This window comes from Thalassospira sp. MCCC 1A03138 (genome assembly GCF_002115785.1).
Lineage (GTDB): Bacteria > Pseudomonadota > Alphaproteobacteria > Rhodospirillales > Thalassospiraceae > Thalassospira.
The window spans coordinates 376,813-393,169 of sequence record NZ_JFJY01000002.1 but is presented as its reverse complement, the minus strand read 5'-3'; the positions used below and the strand labels follow the sequence as shown (position 1 = coordinate 393,169).

Sequence of the window (16,357 nt, the reverse complement as noted above, 5' to 3'; positions counted from 1 at the left end):
CTATCAGGAAAACGACAATGAAATTCTTTGCGAAAGTTGCCATTGGCGCGATTGCCATCTTTGGTGCGACCCAGGCACAGGCCGATATCAAAATCACCGACGTTGAAGGCCGCACCATTACCCTTGAAAAGCCCGCAGAACGGGTAATACTTGGCTTTAACTTCGAAGACTTTATGGCGATTGCTGGTGACGGTGCGCTGGATCGTGTTGTTGCCATCTCCCGCCCGGTCTGGGAGGGATGGCGCCCCAAACAATTTGAGGCCTATACCGCTAAATTCCCCGAAATTGATCAGATGACCGATGTTGGCGATACCGAAGGCGGGACGTTCTCGATCGAGGCCGCCATTGCCACCCGCCCGGATCTTGCGATCCTGGCTGCCTGGCAATACCGCGCCCTTGGTCAGAATGTCGAACAGATCGAACAGGCCGGCATCCCGATTCTGGTGATTGATTACAATGCCCAGACGCTGGAACGGCATCTGGCCTCGACCCTTGCCATCGGCAAGGCCATGGGCACCGAAGACCGGGCCGAGAAGCTGGCGGCACTTTATGAATCCTATTACACCGACACACTTAAACGTGTCGGGGAATCCAATGCAGAGCGCAAAAAAGTCTATGTCGAACTGGCCAAAAAGGGCCCGTCTGATATAGGCAACAGCTATGCCAACGGCATGTGGGGTGGTCTGATTGATACCCTTGGCGGGGACAACATCGCCAATGGTCAGATTAAAAACTGGGGGCCGCTGAACCCGGAATATGTTCTGGCCAACAAGCCCGATGTTATTTTCCTGGCTGGTTCTGAATGGTTGGGCTCGCCCGGTGCGGTGCCGGTCGGCTTTGGTGCCGACCCCAAACTGGTCAATGAACGGATGGCGGCCTATCTGGCCCGTCCGGGCTGGTCGGATCTGCCGGCGGTTAAAAACGGCGAGATTTATGCGCTGTATCATGGAGGTGCGCGCACGCTTTCAGATTTCGTCTATATGCGCATGGTTGCCAAGGCGCTCTATCCTGAAAGCTTTGCCGACGTCCATCCGCGCAAGGAACTTGAGGCTTTCTATGCCGATTGGCTGCCGATTGCACCGGACGGTGTGTTTGTTGCGCGTTACGCTCCTGCCGGGCAATGAGCAACGAAGCAATGGCATTCGATACCCGGCATATTGCCGGGTATCGACGCATGGCCTTCAAACGTGCGATTGCCATGGGCATTGCCCTTGTGATTATGTTGTGGCTGGTCATTCTTGATCTGTCGATTGGGCCATCGGGCATGCCGCTTTTAGACGTTATTGATGCCGTTCTTGCCGGGCCGACTGCCGGCGACCGGGCGACGGCGACCATCATCTGGTATTTGCGCATGCCACAAAGCATCATGGCGGTGGTGGTCGGCATGTGCCTTGGCATTGCCGGGCTTCAGATGCAGACGATCCTTGATAACCCGCTGGCAAGCCCGTTTACGCTGGGCTTTTCGGCCGCCGCCGGGTTTGGCGCGGCATTATCCATCATGTTCGGGGCGGCTTTGCCGTTGCCGGAATATCTGGTGACGCCGATTGCCGCCTTTGCCATGACCATCCTTGCTTGTGTGATTGTCTATGGCATGGTGCATGCGCTGGGCGAAACGCCGGAAATCCTTGTTTTGTGCGGCATCGGGGTGCTGTTTCTGTTCCAGTCACTGCAATCGCTTTTGCAATATCTCGCCTCGCCGGAAATCCTGCAACAGATTGTGTTCTGGCTGTTTGGCAGCCTGCTTAAAGCCAACTGGACCAGTGTCGCGGTGACCAGCCTTGTGGCATTGGCCTGTTTGCCGTTCATTTTGCATGATACCTGGAAACTGACGGTGTTGCGGCTGGGCGATGCCAATGCGGCAAGTCTGGGCATTTCGGTGGGCCGGTTGCGTCGGCGAAGCTTCGTGCTGATTGCGCTTCTGACCGCGGCGGCGGTCAGTTTTGTGGGCACGATTGGCTTTGTCGGGCTGGTCGCCCCGCATGTTGCCAAGGCACTGGTCGGTGAAGATCACCGCTTTGCCATTCCGCTATCGGCCATGATGGGGGCGGTGATCCTTGCCAGTGCGTCGGTGTTTGGCAAGCTGATCTCGCCGGGCGGGGTTATTCCGGTGGGGATCATCACCGCAGTGGCCGGTATTCCCATGCTGTTTCTGGTTATTTACGCACGTAAAAGGCGGTCCTCATGAAAACGCAAATCCTTGCCATTGACGATCTGCGTGTCCGGCGCTCAGGCGCTGATATTCTGTCTGGCGTAAGTTGTTCCCTGACCACCGGGCAGGTGGTTGGTGTGATTGGTCCCAACGGGGCCGGGAAATCAACGCTTCTTTCTGCCGTGGCCGGGCAATCAGGCTTTTCGGGGGCGGTACGCTGGGATGGGACGCGCGGCAAAGGCGGCGATATTGGCTATATGCCGCAATCGTGCAAGGTTTCGGCGGCTCTGACGGCGCTTGAAACCGTGCTTTTGGGCATGCATGAACGGCTGGGCTGGCGGGTGTCGCAAAGCGATATTGCGCGCGCGACCGGCATTCTGGCGGAATTGTCCTTATCCCATCTGGCATCGCGCTGCATGACGACGCTTTCGGGCGGGCAGCAACAGCTTGTCCTTCTGGCGCAACGTCTGGTGCGCGAGCCACGTTTGCTGGTGCTCGATGAAGCGACCAGTGCGCTTGATATGTCGCATCAGATATCGGTTCTGATGCTGTTGAAACGCTATGTCTTGCGCCACAATGCGCTTGCTCTGATGGCCATTCATGATCTGAACATCGCCATGCAATATGCCGATCAGCTTATCCTGATCCATGATGGTCGGCTTGTTCATCAGGACGCTCCGGAAAATGTGCTTTCTGTTGTAAACATCCGCACCTGTTATGGGCTTGATGTCGACCTTGTGACGCGCCCGGGCGGCAGGCCGGTGATTGCACCGCTGGCGCGCGCCATAGCCTGAAACATGCTTGATAAAATCTGGGTTTTGCCGATTTAAGGGCATTCGGGCGATCTATTTTTGCCGATCTGCCGGGGGTTTTGCATCCGGCTGTCGGGTCTCTGCGTGCTTTGTGTTTGAGATGTTGCCATTCCCCGTCATAATGGCGACAACCAGACAAAGACACCGCGAACAAAAAACGCATGAGGAGATCAGGGCCATGAAAGTAACCGTGAATATTGACTGCACACCGGAAGAGGCAAGGACCTTTTTTGGTCTTCCTGATGTCCAGCCGATGCAAAAGGCAATGATGCAGGATATCGAAGACCGCATGAAAGCCAATCTAGCGGCGATGGACCCGGAAACCATGCTCAATACCTGGCTGCCGCAGGGCATCCAGAACTGGGAGCAGCTGCAAAAAGCCTTCTGGGGCCAGTTCAATGCTGGCGGCGCTGGGACCGGTAGCGGTGACAAGAAAGATAAAGGCTAGGCAGACCCAAACCCATGCGTGACCATTACTATGAGGCACATGTTTTCGTGTGCCAGAACGAACGGCCTGCTGGCCATGAACGCGGATGCTGTAATTCCAAAGGGGCGACCAAGCTTCGCAATTACATGAAGGTACGTGCCAAGGAACTTGGCCTGCCACTGACGCGGATCAATACCGCCGGATGTCTTGATCGCTGCGAACTGGGGCCGGTGATGGTGATCTATCCCGAAGGCACTTGGTATCGTTACGAGACGATCGAAGATATTGATACCATCCTTAATGACCATCTGGTCGGGGGAAAGGTGGTTGAACGGCTGCGCCTAAGCCCGGATCAATAACCGGTAAGGCGTGATGCGCGGCATCATCATTAGGACAATCACTTCAAACGGCTCCGACAGGGGCCGTTTTGCGCTTTCTGGCAACGAGAACGGTAACAAGTTGGTGCTGTTTCCAAAGATCTGCCAATCAAACTGGAAACCGGTTTCCGCGAGGATCATGTGGTGCTCAGAAAGGTGATGATATGCCGCTTTCAGCTATCTTGTGCAGCCTTAAAGCCCTGTTTGTAATTGCAGCTATATGTTGACCTTCGCAGAAGGCTGACCGATATGGACAGCCAGCAACATTTTTCTTCAGATGGCGTGACGGATAGCAGAACGGATGACGATTAACGTGACCGACAGTGGAACCCCGATCCGAGTGGGCCAGACAGACACCATATTTGCCCTTTCCAGCGGCGCTGGGCGGGCCGGGGTGGCGGTTATCCGGCTATCCGGGCCAATGGCTGGGGCGACATTGTGTGCACTTCTGGGCCGCGACAGCCTACCAAAGGCACGTCATGCGATCTATGCGCCGATCCATGATCCGAAAACGAACGAGCGACTTGATGATGCGGTGGCGATCTACTTTGTCGGGCCGGCCAGCTTTACAGGCGAGGATGTCGTCGAGCTTCATACTCATGGCGGGCGTGCGGTAATCGACGGTGTTCTTGATTGCTTGGCCGCTCGGCCGGGCCTGCGTATTGCCGAACCGGGGGAATATACCAGACGTGCCTTCGAAAATGGCAAAATGGACCTGACCGCGGCCGAGGGCATTGCCGATCTGATCGATGCCGAAACCGCGGCCCAACGCAGGCAGGCCGTGCGCCAGATGGCAGGCGAATTGGGCGCCCTTTACGAAAACTGGCGCGCGCGTTTAATGAAGGCATTGGCCTATATCGAGGCGGATATCGATTTTCCGGACGAAGATTTGCCTGGTGGTATTGTGCCGGTGGTACGTGGTGATTTGTCATCCGTTCACGGCGAGATGGATAAACATCTCGCCGACAATCGGCGCGGCGAACGGTTGCGCGAAGGGTTCCAGATTGTGATTCTCGGTGCGCCCAATGCCGGGAAATCGAGCCTTCTGAACCGGCTGGCACGGCGCGACGCGGCAATTGTGTCCGAGATTGCCGGAACCACCCGAGATATGATCGAGGTCCATTTTGATCTTGGTGGTTTCCCGGTCACCATGGTGGATACCGCTGGTCTTCGAGAAAGCGGCGATGTTATCGAAACCGAAGGGGTTCGGCGTGCAACGGCACGGGCAGAGGATGCCGATCTGCGTCTTGTTGTGGTGGATCAAGGCGATTGGCCGCGCATTGATGCAGAGGCTGCGCGCCTGATTGATGGCAATACGATCCTGCTGGTCAATAAGGTTGACGTGGCGGATACTGGCTATGTTCCGGCGGTCTGGTCTGGGCAATCAGCAGGCGGTGATCAGCTTGAGCTTCCCGTTTTGCCCATATCGGCCATGACCGGGCTGGGGATGGAAAGCCTCTTGCAACTGCTGGAGACTCGCGTAAAAGAGGGGCTCGATTTTGCGGGACCGGTACCCCTGACACGGCTGCGGCACCGCCAGGCACTTGAACGTGCCAGTGATCATCTGGATCGCGGATTGCAGACTGATATTGCCGAACTGGCGGCCGAGGATATTCGCCTCGCCGTGCGTGAAATCGGCAAGATCACCGGACGCGTCGATGTGGAAGACCTGCTTGATATTATCTTCGGCGACTTCTGTATTGGCAAATAAGATTATCAAGAATTGTTTCACGTGAAACATTGGCACTGTCGATGGCGCGTGATTGTGAATTAAGACCTGAACAAGACGCGCAAGCTGTGTGGCTTTGGCCTGATATTACAGCTTTTGCGCGATCAAGGAATTCAGCGAGGAATTCGATGTCGGATAACCGTTTTGATGTGATTGTTGTTGGCGGGGGCCATGCCGGGTGCGAGGCTGCGGCTGCGGCTGCGCGCATGGGGGCTAAAACGGCACTGATCACACATCGCGCCGATCGAATTGGCGAAATGTCGTGCAACCCGGCAATTGGCGGGTTGGGCAAGGGCCATATGGTCCGGGAGGTCGACGCGCTTGACGGTGTGATGGGGCGGGCGATTGACCGGGCCGGTATCCAGTTCCGGATGCTTAACCGGTCCAAGGGGCCGGCTGTGCGTGGCCCGCGGGCACAGGCGGATCGCAAGCTGTATCGCGAAGCGGTGCAGGACATTCTGGCTCATCAGGAAAACCTGACGATCATCGAAGGTGCGGTTCACGACCTTAAAATTGCCGAAGGCGGGGACAACCGTGTGACCGGTGTCATCACCGAAGATGGACGCGAATATGGCGCCGGGGCGGTGGTTCTGACAACGGGCACGTTCCTGCGCGGTCTTATTCATATTGGCGAAAAAACCACACCGGCGGGCCGCATCGGCGATGCGCCGGCTCTTGGTCTTTCGGAGACGTTGGAAAAATTCGGCTTCCGTTTGGGACGCCTGAAAACCGGTACCCCAGCACGGCTTGATGGCCGCACCATTGATTGGGCAAGCCTGCAGGAACAGCCGGGGGATAATCCGCCAGATCCGTTTTCCTTCCTGACCAGCGAAATTACCGTTCCGCAAATCCCTTGTCACATGACCTGGACGACCGAGGCGACGCACGAGATTATCCGTGCGAACCTGCATCGGGCGCCGATGTATAGCGGTCAGATCAAAAGCAGCGGCCCGCGTTATTGCCCGTCCATAGAAGACAAGGTAGTGCGTTTTGCCGAAAAGAATCAGCACCAGATTTTTCTGGAGCCGGAAGGGCTTGATGATCCGACGGTTTATCCGAATGGTATTTCGACCTCATTGCCTGAGGAAGTTCAGCTTGCAATGCTGGCTACGATTCCGGGGCTTGAGAAGGTCGAGATTTTCCGTCCTGGCTATGCCGTCGAATATGATTTCGTTGATCCGCGCGAGCTGCGCCATACGCTGGAAACCAAGAAAGTCGGTGCGCTGTTCTTCGCCGGGCAGATCAATGGCACGACAGGTTATGAAGAAGCTGCCGGGCAGGGACTTGTTGCCGGTGTCAATGCGGCGTTGGTTGCGGGCAGTACTGCGGGGTCTGTTGATCGTGAGTTTGTTCTGGATCGTGCCGATGCCTATATCGGTGTGATGATCGACGATCTGGTGACCCTCGGTACGCGCGAACCCTATCGCATGTTTACGTCGCGCGCCGAGTATCGCCTGATGCTACGCGCTGATAACGCCGATCAGCGCCTGACTGATCGAGGTCTTGAAATTGGTTGCGTTGCCTCGCACCGCGCGCAGGTTTGGGGCGACAAAAAGCTTGCCCTTGAAGCGGCCAAGCGGACGGTCTCTAACCTAACCGAAACGCCGAATGGCCTTGCCAAGCACGATATCAAGATCAACCAGGATGGGGTGCGGCGCTCTGCGTATGATCTGCTGGCCTATCCGGACATTGATTTCGATACGCTGACTCGTGTCTGGCCGCAACTTTCGGAAATTACTCCGGAAATCTTTGACCAGGTGTCAATTGATGCTCAGTATAAAGGTTACCTCGAACGACAGTCCGCCGATGTTGCGGCCTTCCGTCGGGACGAGGAACTGCGCCTGCCACGCGATCTTGACTTCGACAGCGTTGGTAGCCTGTCGGCGGAAATCCGGTTGAAACTCAAAGAAATCCAGCCCGAAACCATTGGTGCGGCATCACGCATTCCGGGCGTGACTCCGGCGGCAGTGACCGCTTTGCTTGGTCATATTAAAAGCCACAAGCACAAAGTTGTTCGCGGTGCCTGAGGCTCTATCAGCAATCGGGTTGGACATAAGACAAGGCAGCATATATATGCTGCTTTTTTTATCGTCTTTTGGAAGCAACTTTTGTCGAAGCCGGTGGAATGCGCAGGAGAAGGCGAACGTGAACGTATCTTGATAGGAGGGCATCTTATTTGATCGTCACCTAGAATGTTTCACGTGAAACATTTCCGTGTTTTTGCCAAAAATTTTCGGTTTCGACGCGGTTAAACGCGTTAATCTAAAAATCAAGTCTGGTGCGATTCGTTAACGCGGATTATAACTCAAGCATGCAATCCATTTCAGAACCCGTAAAAACATGGTTTGAGACCGATTTGAATGTTTCACGTGAAACATTGGATCGACTTGGACTTTATGCTGATCTCGTTGTCAAATGGCAGCCGAGGATCAATATCGTTGGTGCTAGCACAGCGGAAGACGTCTGGGCGCGCCATTTGCAGGACTCAGCGCAGCTTTTGCCATATCTGAATGAAGTAGTCGATAGCGGTAAGATCGTTGATTTCGGCTCCGGGGCAGGATTCCCGGGCATCGTTTTGGCTATCTTGGGCGCAAATGACGTGACTTTAATGGAATCAAACACCAAAAAAACCGTGTTTTTGCTGGAAGCGGCGCGGGTTTGTGGTGTGCTGGAGCAGACAAAGATTGCACGCGAACGGATCGAAACCGCTGCACCACGTGAAGCGGACGTTATTACGGCCCGTGCGTTTGCGCCACTGCCAAGGCTTCTGGAACTTGGTCAGCGTCATCTGAAACCGGACGGATATTATGTATTGCTGAAGGGACGTGCCTTTAAGGATGAACTGGCTGAAGCACGTGCAGCCGGATGGACATTCACTGTAACCACCCATGCCAGTCTGGTTGATCCCGAAGGCGTGGTGATGATTTTGCAAGGAGTTGACCGGTGACCGACGTTATTGATCTGCCGCTTTCAATCTCTTCCGAGGCCGGTCACCGGCCGCGGATCATTGCCGTTGCCAATCAGAAGGGCGGAGTCGGCAAGACCACGACCACGATCAATTTGGCGACCGCACTGGCGGCTGTAAACCAGCGGGTTCTGATCGTCGATCTTGATCCGCAGGGCAATGCCAGTACGGGCTTGGGCCTGCGTCCGTCGGAACGGCAGATCAGTTCCTATGACGTGTTGATCAATGGAAATACGCTGGAAGAAGCGCGCAAGCCGACCGCCATTCCACGGTTGAGCATCGTGCCTTCGGGTATGGATCTGTCAGGCGCGGAGATTGAGCTTGTCGATTTTGACCGCCGCGAAATGCAGCTTAAGGAATCGCTGGGTCGCTTACCGCATGATGTTGATTACGTGCTGATTGATTGTCCGCCATCGCTTGGGTTGCTGACGTTGAATGCGCTGGTGGCGAGTGATGCGGTATTGGTGCCGTTGCAGTGCGAATTCTTTGCCCTTGAAGGGATCAGCCACCTGGTGCGGACTATCAAGCGGGTAAAAAAGGCGTTTAATCCGGCGCTCGAAATCCAGGGCATCGTTTTGACGATGTATGACAAACGTAATAATTTGTCGGCACAGGTTGCCAATGACGTGCGCGATTATTTCGGTGATGTCGTTTACCGCACGGTGATCCCACGCAATGTTCGTGTGTCCGAGGCGCCGAGCCACGGAACGCCGGTGCTGGTTTATGACATGAAATGTCCGGGGTCACGGGCATATCTTAATCTGGCAAGCGAAGTTCTGAAACGCGAAGGGGTGAAGGCATGAGCGAGGCAAAGAAGCGCGGTTTGGGACGTGGACTTTCGGCCCTGCTGGGCGAGGAAGACGAGGATGTTGGCGCAGCGGTTGCCGGTGGTAACGAGAATACAGCTCATCCCGGCCCGGGTGGTACCACACAGCTGATTGCTATCACAGACCTGAAACCGTCACCATTCCAGCCACGCAGCAATTTTGATGATGAGGCGATTGACGATCTGGCGGCATCAATCCGCCAGAAAGGCATTATTCAGCCGATTCTGGTGCGTGCATCTTCTACGGGCGAAACAACATACGAAATCATTGCTGGCGAACGGCGCTGGCGCGCGGCACAGCGGGCACAATTGCACGAAGTACCGGTTCTGGTGCGTGATTTTGACGACCGGGAAACCGCCGAGATTGCCCTGATCGAAAACCTGCAACGGCAGGATCTGTCGCCGCTTGAGGAGTCCGAAGGTTACAGCCGTCTGATGAGCGATTTCTCGCATACTCAGGAGGCACTGGCCCAAGCGCTCGGCAAAAGCCGTAGTCATATTGCCAACAGCCTGCGTTTGTTGAGCCTGCCATCGCCGATCAAGCAGATGCTATCGGACAGGATGCTGAGCCCCGGTCATGCTCGTGCGCTTTTGGGAGCAGACAATGCGGTCGAGCTGGCGACCCAGATCGTTAAGAAGGGCCTGAACGTTCGTCAGACTGAAAAACTGGTAAAAAGTGACGGTGGTAAAACCGCGCGTCCAAAAAAGTCCTCGGCTGGACACAAAAGCGATAAAGATCCAGATACAGTGGCTCTGGAACATGACCTTAGCAATATGTTGGGGTTGGCGGTAAATATCGATTTTGACGGGGCGGGGGGCAAAATCTCTGTCCGGTATGAAACACTTGAGCAACTTGACGATATTCTCAAACGCTTGAGTCAGGGACGGTTGGGCGAATCTGTGCCGGTAAATGATGAAAATGATCCGCTTGTTCCCGAAGGTGACGTGGACAACGAGTTCGACTCGATGTTTATTGACGATGAAGCGGATGGTCCTGACAGCGATGAGGCTCTTCTGACCGACGAACTCGAATCGATTGCTGATGCGACAGAGATTGGGTTTGACGACGACGAGGATGCCGAAAATGCGTTTGCCGAAGAACCTGAGGGTGATTTGCCGATCGAGCAAGACGAAGTCAGCGAAGAGGTACTTGAGACACTGTCTGATGCGGAAGCCATGCATAACGATCATCTGGCAGGAAAGAAAGCGCAAACGCGAGGAAACTGACCAGGTTTTATCGATATTTCGTTCTCGTTAAACGGACCTGTACGACTCGATCGCCGGGGCCGTTTTCCTTTGCTAAATATTTGGGATTGTTAACGTCTTCCTTGTTTTTGACGGGCGACGGCGACCTTGATCATGGCCCGGTGTGCAATGGTTTCCGGGATGGCAAGGCCGCTTTTGCAGTCTTTTTCTGCTTCGAGCAAGATTTGCAGGGCACGTTGCAGATTGTTAAGCGCCCAATTGTTTAAACTGGCGCGAAACTGATCGGCAGCTTTGAAAAACAGGGGGGGACGCAACGATTTCATTGCCTGCTCGGCATTGGTTCCCTGGGCCATTTGGCCTTTAACCAGATGGAGTTTCTGAAAGTAGCCAATCATCATACGAAGTGCGCCAACGGGATTAAGGCCTTCTTCGACCAGACGTGTCAGGGCGCTATCAAGGCTTGCGACATTGCCCTGGGATACGGCCTGCACGACATCGTCATAATGGCGGGCGGAACTATCCCCAACACAGGCCGTCGCGCAGGCCAATGTGACCTGGCCTTCTTTCAGAGCGTAAAGAGCCAGTTTTTCAAGTTCGCTTCGTGAAATCATCCTGTCAGAGCCGAGATTGCCGACCAGATAGCGTATGGCATCGCGATCAATGCGCAGTTTGTGATCTTCCATGACGGAATTGATCAGGGCTTCGATATCCCGTCCGCTGTCGGCATAGCAGGGTAGCGCCATACCATTACCAGCTTTCTCGACCGCTTGACGCAGTTTGGATTTGGACGCAAGGCTGCCAGCTTCGATGACGATCAGGGCATCACCGGCGGGATCGGCAAGGAAATCGGCAATTACGGGGGCCTGTGCCTCGCCAATATCGCGGATTCGGATCACACGGCGCCCACCGCCGAAACTGATTGCGGCGGCTTCATCGCGCAGACGGCTTGCGTCTTCCTTAAGCTGGGCAGTGCCAAGTTCGATTACGCGGAATGGGTCCTTGAGATCCTCGACCACGGTTTTGGCAAGTCTGACCGCACGTTCTCGTACAAGCCCCTCATCCTCGCCATAGATCAGGACGAGTTGCGCCTTGGCATCGGGAGCGCGAAGGAAGTTTTCAACCTGTGCCGCCTTGAGCTTCATGGCGTGATATTACCTAACGTCCGCTGCGCAGGCCAACGGCGACCTGATTGGCAAGCTGTCGGGCAAGATTGCGGGCAGCGTCTGAGCGGGCGGCGGACTCTGCTTCTAGTGAGGCAAAGTCGGAGTCGACAAGGTTGTAAGTTGTTCGGGCGCGAAGCGTGCCTGAACGGAGTATTCTTGAGTCGGAAATTCGAGAAAGTTGGTACTGGGCGCTCAAAATGTAGTCGGCAATGGTTGCTACATTGTCCTTGGTATAACCGAGTTCGGAAGTTGATTCATCAAGAGTAATATCGAGGGTATATTCCGGCCGAACAGTTTGGCCGCGCGGGGTCAGCGTTTCGACCAGAACGTTACGTGTTATTTGTCCGATTCGGTCTTCCATCATCGATATTTTGACCCTCGCCATATCGGCCGCGGTACTGTCACCGCCTTTATCCTCGGCATAAAGAGGGCGGAATCCGCAAGCGGTGAGGCCAGTCAGGGCAAGCACGGCGATAATCGATAACAGGGCGCGCAACGTCATTCCTCGCTATTTTTTGCGTGATGGTTTGTGCCGAAAGGCGCATGACCAAGACGATACAATAGTTCCGATCCGATCAAAGGGCAAAACAGAGTTAGGTTCTTGATGAAAGAAAGTCTGAGTTCAAGATTTTTAGCTGAGTCGCTGTTATTTGAAAGAGACTTGAAGTCGCTGCGCAGGTTCGCAATGGCCGTATTGAAACGACCCTTTTCAAGCTCATCTACAATTTTGCTTTTCGGCGTATTTCGTAAACTGTGAGTCTGGGCTTCAGGCATAAAGGTAAAGGCCTGCTCGCCTATCGCCAGTTTGGTCCAAACCTGACGCAGCCAGCGCCAATGGCCGATCAGGCTGTTCTGGGTAATATGCAAAGGACGATCAAGTGGCACATCTGCGAGAAGCGAGAGGCACAAGATATCACTCCCTATCTGGGAATGAAGCTTTGTCAGATTGTTGTCGATGATGTCTGTTGAAACCGGTCCGGCATTTTTTGGCTGGCGCGGAAAATCCTTTTGTTCTTCCCAAGCAGGAAGCAGGCCAAGAATTTCGCACGCGATTGCAAGTCGCCCAACGTGCAGATCATCGCCGTATTTTGAAAATGCAGGTCTATGAAGGGCCAAGACAAACCCCCATTCACGTGTCAGCGAATGGGGGTTGTATTTATCTGACACATATATAGGTGTGTCTGGCATATCCAAACAGAATGCTTATTGTGCGGTTGCGCTGTCAATGCGCAGTTGACGCGCACGGGTCAGAATCGAGTCTTCCATTGCGGTTACGGTACTTGGTTCGACCACAGCATCTGCCCATTGGTCCGTTCCAACGCGGACCTGACGGAAGACAGCGACCTTAATCGCGTCGGAGCGAAGGGCGGTACCGAGGATATAGCCGGTAATCTTGAAACGCTCGTTTGGTGTTTCCGGCGGGCTGTACCAATCGGTAATGATTACACCGCCAAACGGATCGGCTGAATTCAGCGGCATGAAGGACAGCGTATCAAGCGATGCGCGCCACAGGAAGCTGTTCACACCAATACCGGTGCCGCCACCCTGATTTTTGTTTTCATCGCCACCCAGAAAGTTAAAGCCCTCGGGACCAAAAAGGGTGCCTTCTTTTTTCTGGTCCGCGATTGTTTGCGATCGACCGGTTGTTCCGACGCGCTTATCTCCAGGAGCTGAACCCGGGTAACTGTCATATTCCGACTGGGTCCCCGCACCACATGCTACAAGGAGCACACATATCGCCATCGAGGCAAAAGCTTTAAAGAGAGACAATCGCACGGTCCATTCCTTGTCTGAGTTATCAGAATTTCTGTCCGCACTATAGGACCGACAAGGCTTTCAGCAAACAAAAACATGTGTGCTATATATGCAACTGTTCTGCGGAAATGTATCTTTTCGATCACAGTGTTGTTGACGTGCCATAGTTTTACTGGCTCCATTACCCCCGAACCGAACGGCGAAAAGTCGTTCACCTATTTTTGTTAGGCGGTTTTCCGCACTTGCAAAGACGTTGAGGGAAAAGATGAAAAAGATTCTGTTTGCTTCCAGCGCAATCGTCGCTGTTGCTTTCGCAGGCCAGGCTTCGGCTTCTGAGCCGATTAAATTGTCGGTTGGCGGTTACATGGAACAGTGGGCTGGTTTCGCTGACCAGGACCTCGATTCAGCTGGTGGTCGTGTAAACGCGTTCCAGTCTGACACCGAAGTTTACTTCACCGGCTCGACCACTCTTGATAACGGCATCGAAATTGGCGCACGTATCGAGCTCGAAGGCGAAACCTCGACCGACCAGGTCGATGAGCAGTTCCTGTTCGTCAACGGCGGCTTCGGTCGTATCGAAATGGGTAAAAACGACAGCGCAGCTGACGCCATGGGTGTTACCGCTCCGTCTGTTGGCCCGGTTGGCCCGAACGATGGCGGCATGGAAGATTGGGTCAACATGACCGTTATCGATACCGTTCCGTCTTCAGGTGACCAGAACCGCGTGACCTACTACACCCCGAACTTCGGTGGTTTCCAGGCTGGTGTTTCGTTCGCTGATAATAGCCAGACCAACGGTTCGCTTAATGTTTCTACCACTGCCGGTTCCCAGAGCATCTATGCATCTGACACTTCTGGTAACGGTGACAATGTGCTTTCCGCTGCAGTTGCTTACTCGAATGATTTCGATGGTTTCTCCCTCGGTCTGTCGCTTGAAGGCGAAAATCAGGGTGAAGGTAACTGGTATGGTGTCGGCGCGAACGTTGGCTTCGGCAACTTCACGGTTGGTGGCTCCTACGGTCGTAAAGAAGACGACTATGGCCTCTCTTCGCGTAACAGCACCACTGGTCTCGACGATACCGACGCATTCGACCTCGGCGTTTCTTACGCCATGGACGCTGCTTCTGTTTCGGCAACCTACGCTTATCAGGAAACTGGCAGCACCGAAACTCAGGGCGCAGCTCTGGGCTTGAGCTACACGCTTGGTGCAGGCGTTGCATGGCAGTCCTCTGTCTTCTGGTTTGATGATGACAAAGCTGGTGCAGCAAGCGACAACGATGGTTACGGTGCCGTTACCGGCCTGAAACTGTCCTTCTAATTCTCTAATAGAGAGCTAGAAAAGCGAGAAGGGAGCGAGAAATCGCTCCCTTCTTTTTTGTTTTGGAAGCTTTCAGCAGTTCGGTCTGTCAGATCATTATTGTGGTCTTTGTTTTACAATTTATACCTAAAATTAGGCCTTGTCGTAGCGAGCAAACATAAGTGAATATATAGTCATTTATCGGGAGGCATTTTTCGCTGTAAGACGTTGCTTTCGGTAACTTGTAGCTTGTGGTCAGGAAATAATGACGAAAAATGGGCAGTATATGTGATCAAAATATCACATGTAATGACATAACTGGTCGATGGTCACTTAAATCAATTGACCGTAAGTCACTATATCCGTTTTACTCTCGTTCAGTGATCAGCCGACGTGTTGTGTGGAATACGGTGTTGCTGATCGGCTACAGATTATTAAGAGGGTAAGATGAAAAAGATTCTTGTTGCTTCCAGCGCGCTCGTCGCTGTCGCTTTCGCAGGTCAGGCTTCGGCTTCCGAACCGATCAAGTTGTCGGTCGGCGGTTACATGGAACAGTGGGCTGGCTTCTCTGACGAAGACACCACTGCTTCAGGTGGTCGTAAAAACGCCTTCCAGTCGGACACCGAAGTTCACTTCAAAGGTTCCACCACGCTTGATAACGGCATTGAAATCGGTGCGGTAATTGAACTCGAAGGCGAAACCTCGACTGACCAGATTGACGAACAGTACCTTTACATCAACGGTGGTTTTGGTCAGTTCAAACTGGGTAAAGACGACAGTGCTGCCGATGACATGGGCATCACTGCACCGGCAGTCGGTCCGGTTGGTGTCAACGATGGTGACATGGACCAGTGGTCGAACGTTTATCTGATCGACACTGTTCGCTCCAGCGGTGACCAGAATCGTGCTACCTATTACACCCCGGTCTTCGGTGGTTTCCGTGCAGGTGTGTCGTTTGCTGATGATAGCGGCAAAAACGGTACCGCGAACGTTTCCACTACCGCTGGTTCGCAGAGCATTCTTAGCTCCGATACTTCGGGCAATGGTGATAACATTGTTTCTGCTGGTCTGGAATTCAATCGTGACTTCGGTGGCGTATCGCTTGGTCTGTCGGCTGTTGGTGAAAACCAGGGCGAAGGCAGCTGGTACGGGTTTGGTACCAATGTTGGTTTCGGCAACTTCACCGTTGGTGGTTCTTACGGTCACACCGAAGACGATTATGGTCTGAGCTCGCGTGACACTGCTGGCCAGGATCTGGACGCATTTGACATCGGTGTTTCTTACGCCATGGATGCTGCTGCCGTTTCCCTGACCTACGGTTATGAAGATTTCGGTTCAGGTGACGTTAGCGCAGTCGATCTTGGCCTGCGTTATGCGCTTGGTGCTGGCGTTTCGTGGCGTTCGTCGGTCTTCTGGTTCGATCAGGACACCGATGCTGGTGCGAGCCGTTCGGATAACGATGGCTACGGTGTTGTAACCGGTCTGCGTCTCGACTTCTAATTCGGTTCGAATTAGTGCGATTTGAAGGGGGCGGTTTACCGTCCCCTTTTTTTTAAAATCCCGCAGCGTAGCAAAACGTTGAGCGGGATTTTTTTATTTGGAAAGTGCAGATGTTCCAGTATCGTGATGCGTTATTCAGTAGGGATATCGT

16 protein-coding genes are annotated in these 16,357 nt (G+C 54.0%); 12 read left to right on the top strand and 4 right to left on the bottom strand.

The features are described from left to right. Positions 1 to 17 precede the first annotated feature (17 nt). The 10 genes from TH468_RS06590 to TH468_RS06545 all read left to right on the top strand — a co-directional run bounded on the left by TH468_RS06590 (position 18) and on the right by TH468_RS06545 (position 10,512). Positions 18 to 1,124: an ABC transporter substrate-binding protein gene (locus TH468_RS06590; protein ID WP_085642742.1), complete on the top strand. Its 1,107-nt coding sequence runs from the start codon at positions 18 to 20 to the stop codon at positions 1,122 to 1,124. Further along, positions 1,121 to 2,185 carry an iron ABC transporter permease gene (locus TH468_RS06585; protein WP_210402225.1) on the top strand — a complete coding sequence of 355 codons (1,065 nt, stop codon included), beginning with the start codon at positions 1,121 to 1,123 and terminating at the stop codon, positions 2,183 to 2,185. The genes TH468_RS06590 and TH468_RS06585 overlap by 4 nt, the downstream gene beginning before the upstream one ends. Continuing rightward, positions 2,182 to 2,943: an ABC transporter ATP-binding protein gene (locus TH468_RS06580; protein ID WP_085642741.1), complete on the top strand. Its 762-nt coding sequence runs from the start codon at positions 2,182 to 2,184 to the stop codon at positions 2,941 to 2,943. Before TH468_RS06585 ends, TH468_RS06580 begins: the two co-directional genes overlap by 4 nt. Before the next feature lie 196 nt (positions 2,944 to 3,139). Next, positions 3,140 to 3,409, top strand: coding sequence for a DUF6489 family protein (locus tag TH468_RS06575; RefSeq protein ID WP_085643019.1), 270 nt, complete (start codon positions 3,140 to 3,142; stop codon positions 3,407 to 3,409). Between the two features lie 14 nt (positions 3,410 to 3,423). After that, the gene (locus tag TH468_RS06570) at positions 3,424 to 3,747 is read left to right on the top strand and encodes a ferredoxin (protein WP_085642740.1); all 324 of its coding nucleotides are present in this window, start codon (positions 3,424 to 3,426) and stop codon (positions 3,745 to 3,747) included. A 319-nt stretch (positions 3,748 to 4,066) separates the two neighbouring features. Continuing rightward, the gene (mnmE, locus tag TH468_RS06565; RefSeq protein WP_085642739.1) at positions 4,067 to 5,476 is read left to right on the top strand and encodes a tRNA uridine-5-carboxymethylaminomethyl(34) synthesis GTPase MnmE; all 1,410 of its coding nucleotides are present in this window, start codon (positions 4,067 to 4,069) and stop codon (positions 5,474 to 5,476) included. Between the two features lie 146 nt (positions 5,477 to 5,622). Further along, positions 5,623 to 7,521: a tRNA uridine-5-carboxymethylaminomethyl(34) synthesis enzyme MnmG gene (gene mnmG / locus TH468_RS06560; RefSeq protein WP_085642738.1), complete on the top strand. Its 1,899-nt coding sequence runs from the start codon at positions 5,623 to 5,625 to the stop codon at positions 7,519 to 7,521. Positions 7,522 to 7,805: 284 nt separating this feature from the next. Then, positions 7,806 to 8,441, top strand: coding sequence for a 16S rRNA (guanine(527)-N(7))-methyltransferase RsmG (rsmG, locus tag TH468_RS06555; protein WP_085642737.1), 636 nt, complete (start codon positions 7,806 to 7,808; stop codon positions 8,439 to 8,441). After that, positions 8,438 to 9,262: a ParA family protein gene (locus TH468_RS06550; RefSeq protein ID WP_062950071.1), complete on the top strand. Its 825-nt coding sequence runs from the start codon at positions 8,438 to 8,440 to the stop codon at positions 9,260 to 9,262. Before rsmG ends, TH468_RS06550 begins: the two co-directional genes overlap by 4 nt. Further along, the gene (locus TH468_RS06545) at positions 9,259 to 10,512 is read left to right on the top strand and encodes a ParB/RepB/Spo0J family partition protein (RefSeq protein ID WP_085642736.1); all 1,254 of its coding nucleotides are present in this window, start codon (positions 9,259 to 9,261) and stop codon (positions 10,510 to 10,512) included. Before TH468_RS06550 ends, TH468_RS06545 begins: the two co-directional genes overlap by 4 nt. An 89-nt stretch (positions 10,513 to 10,601) precedes the next feature. Here TH468_RS06545 and holA read toward each other — a convergent pair whose 3' ends face one another. The 4 genes from holA to TH468_RS06525 all read right to left on the bottom strand — a co-directional run bounded on the left by holA (position 10,602) and on the right by TH468_RS06525 (position 13,397). After that, a complete protein-coding gene (gene holA, locus TH468_RS06540; RefSeq protein ID WP_085642735.1) occupies positions 10,602 to 11,633 on the bottom strand; it encodes a DNA polymerase III subunit delta in 1,032 nt (343 codons plus the stop codon). A 13-nt stretch (positions 11,634 to 11,646) separates the two neighbouring features. Then, positions 11,647 to 12,156, bottom strand: a complete 510-nt coding sequence (locus tag TH468_RS06535) for an LPS assembly lipoprotein LptE (RefSeq protein WP_085642734.1) — start codon at positions 12,154 to 12,156, stop codon at positions 11,647 to 11,649. After that, positions 12,153 to 12,770, bottom strand: a complete 618-nt coding sequence (locus TH468_RS06530; RefSeq protein WP_139834656.1) for a hypothetical protein — start codon at positions 12,768 to 12,770, stop codon at positions 12,153 to 12,155. The genes TH468_RS06535 and TH468_RS06530 overlap by 4 nt, the downstream gene beginning before the upstream one ends. An 87-nt stretch (positions 12,771 to 12,857) precedes the next feature. After that, on the bottom strand, positions 12,858 to 13,397 hold the full coding sequence (locus TH468_RS06525; RefSeq protein WP_371268727.1) for a DUF3576 domain-containing protein: 540 nt from the start codon (positions 13,395 to 13,397) through the stop codon (positions 12,858 to 12,860). A gap of 277 nt (positions 13,398 to 13,674) precedes the next feature. Between TH468_RS06525 and TH468_RS06520 the strand changes: the two genes are divergently transcribed. Then, the gene (locus tag TH468_RS06520) at positions 13,675 to 14,727 is read left to right on the top strand and encodes a porin (RefSeq protein ID WP_085642731.1); all 1,053 of its coding nucleotides are present in this window, start codon (positions 13,675 to 13,677) and stop codon (positions 14,725 to 14,727) included. A 426-nt stretch (positions 14,728 to 15,153) separates the two neighbouring features. Beyond that, a complete protein-coding gene (locus tag TH468_RS06515) occupies positions 15,154 to 16,206 on the top strand; it encodes a porin (protein ID WP_037988987.1) in 1,053 nt (350 codons plus the stop codon). Positions 16,207 to 16,357: the final 151 nt, after the last annotated feature.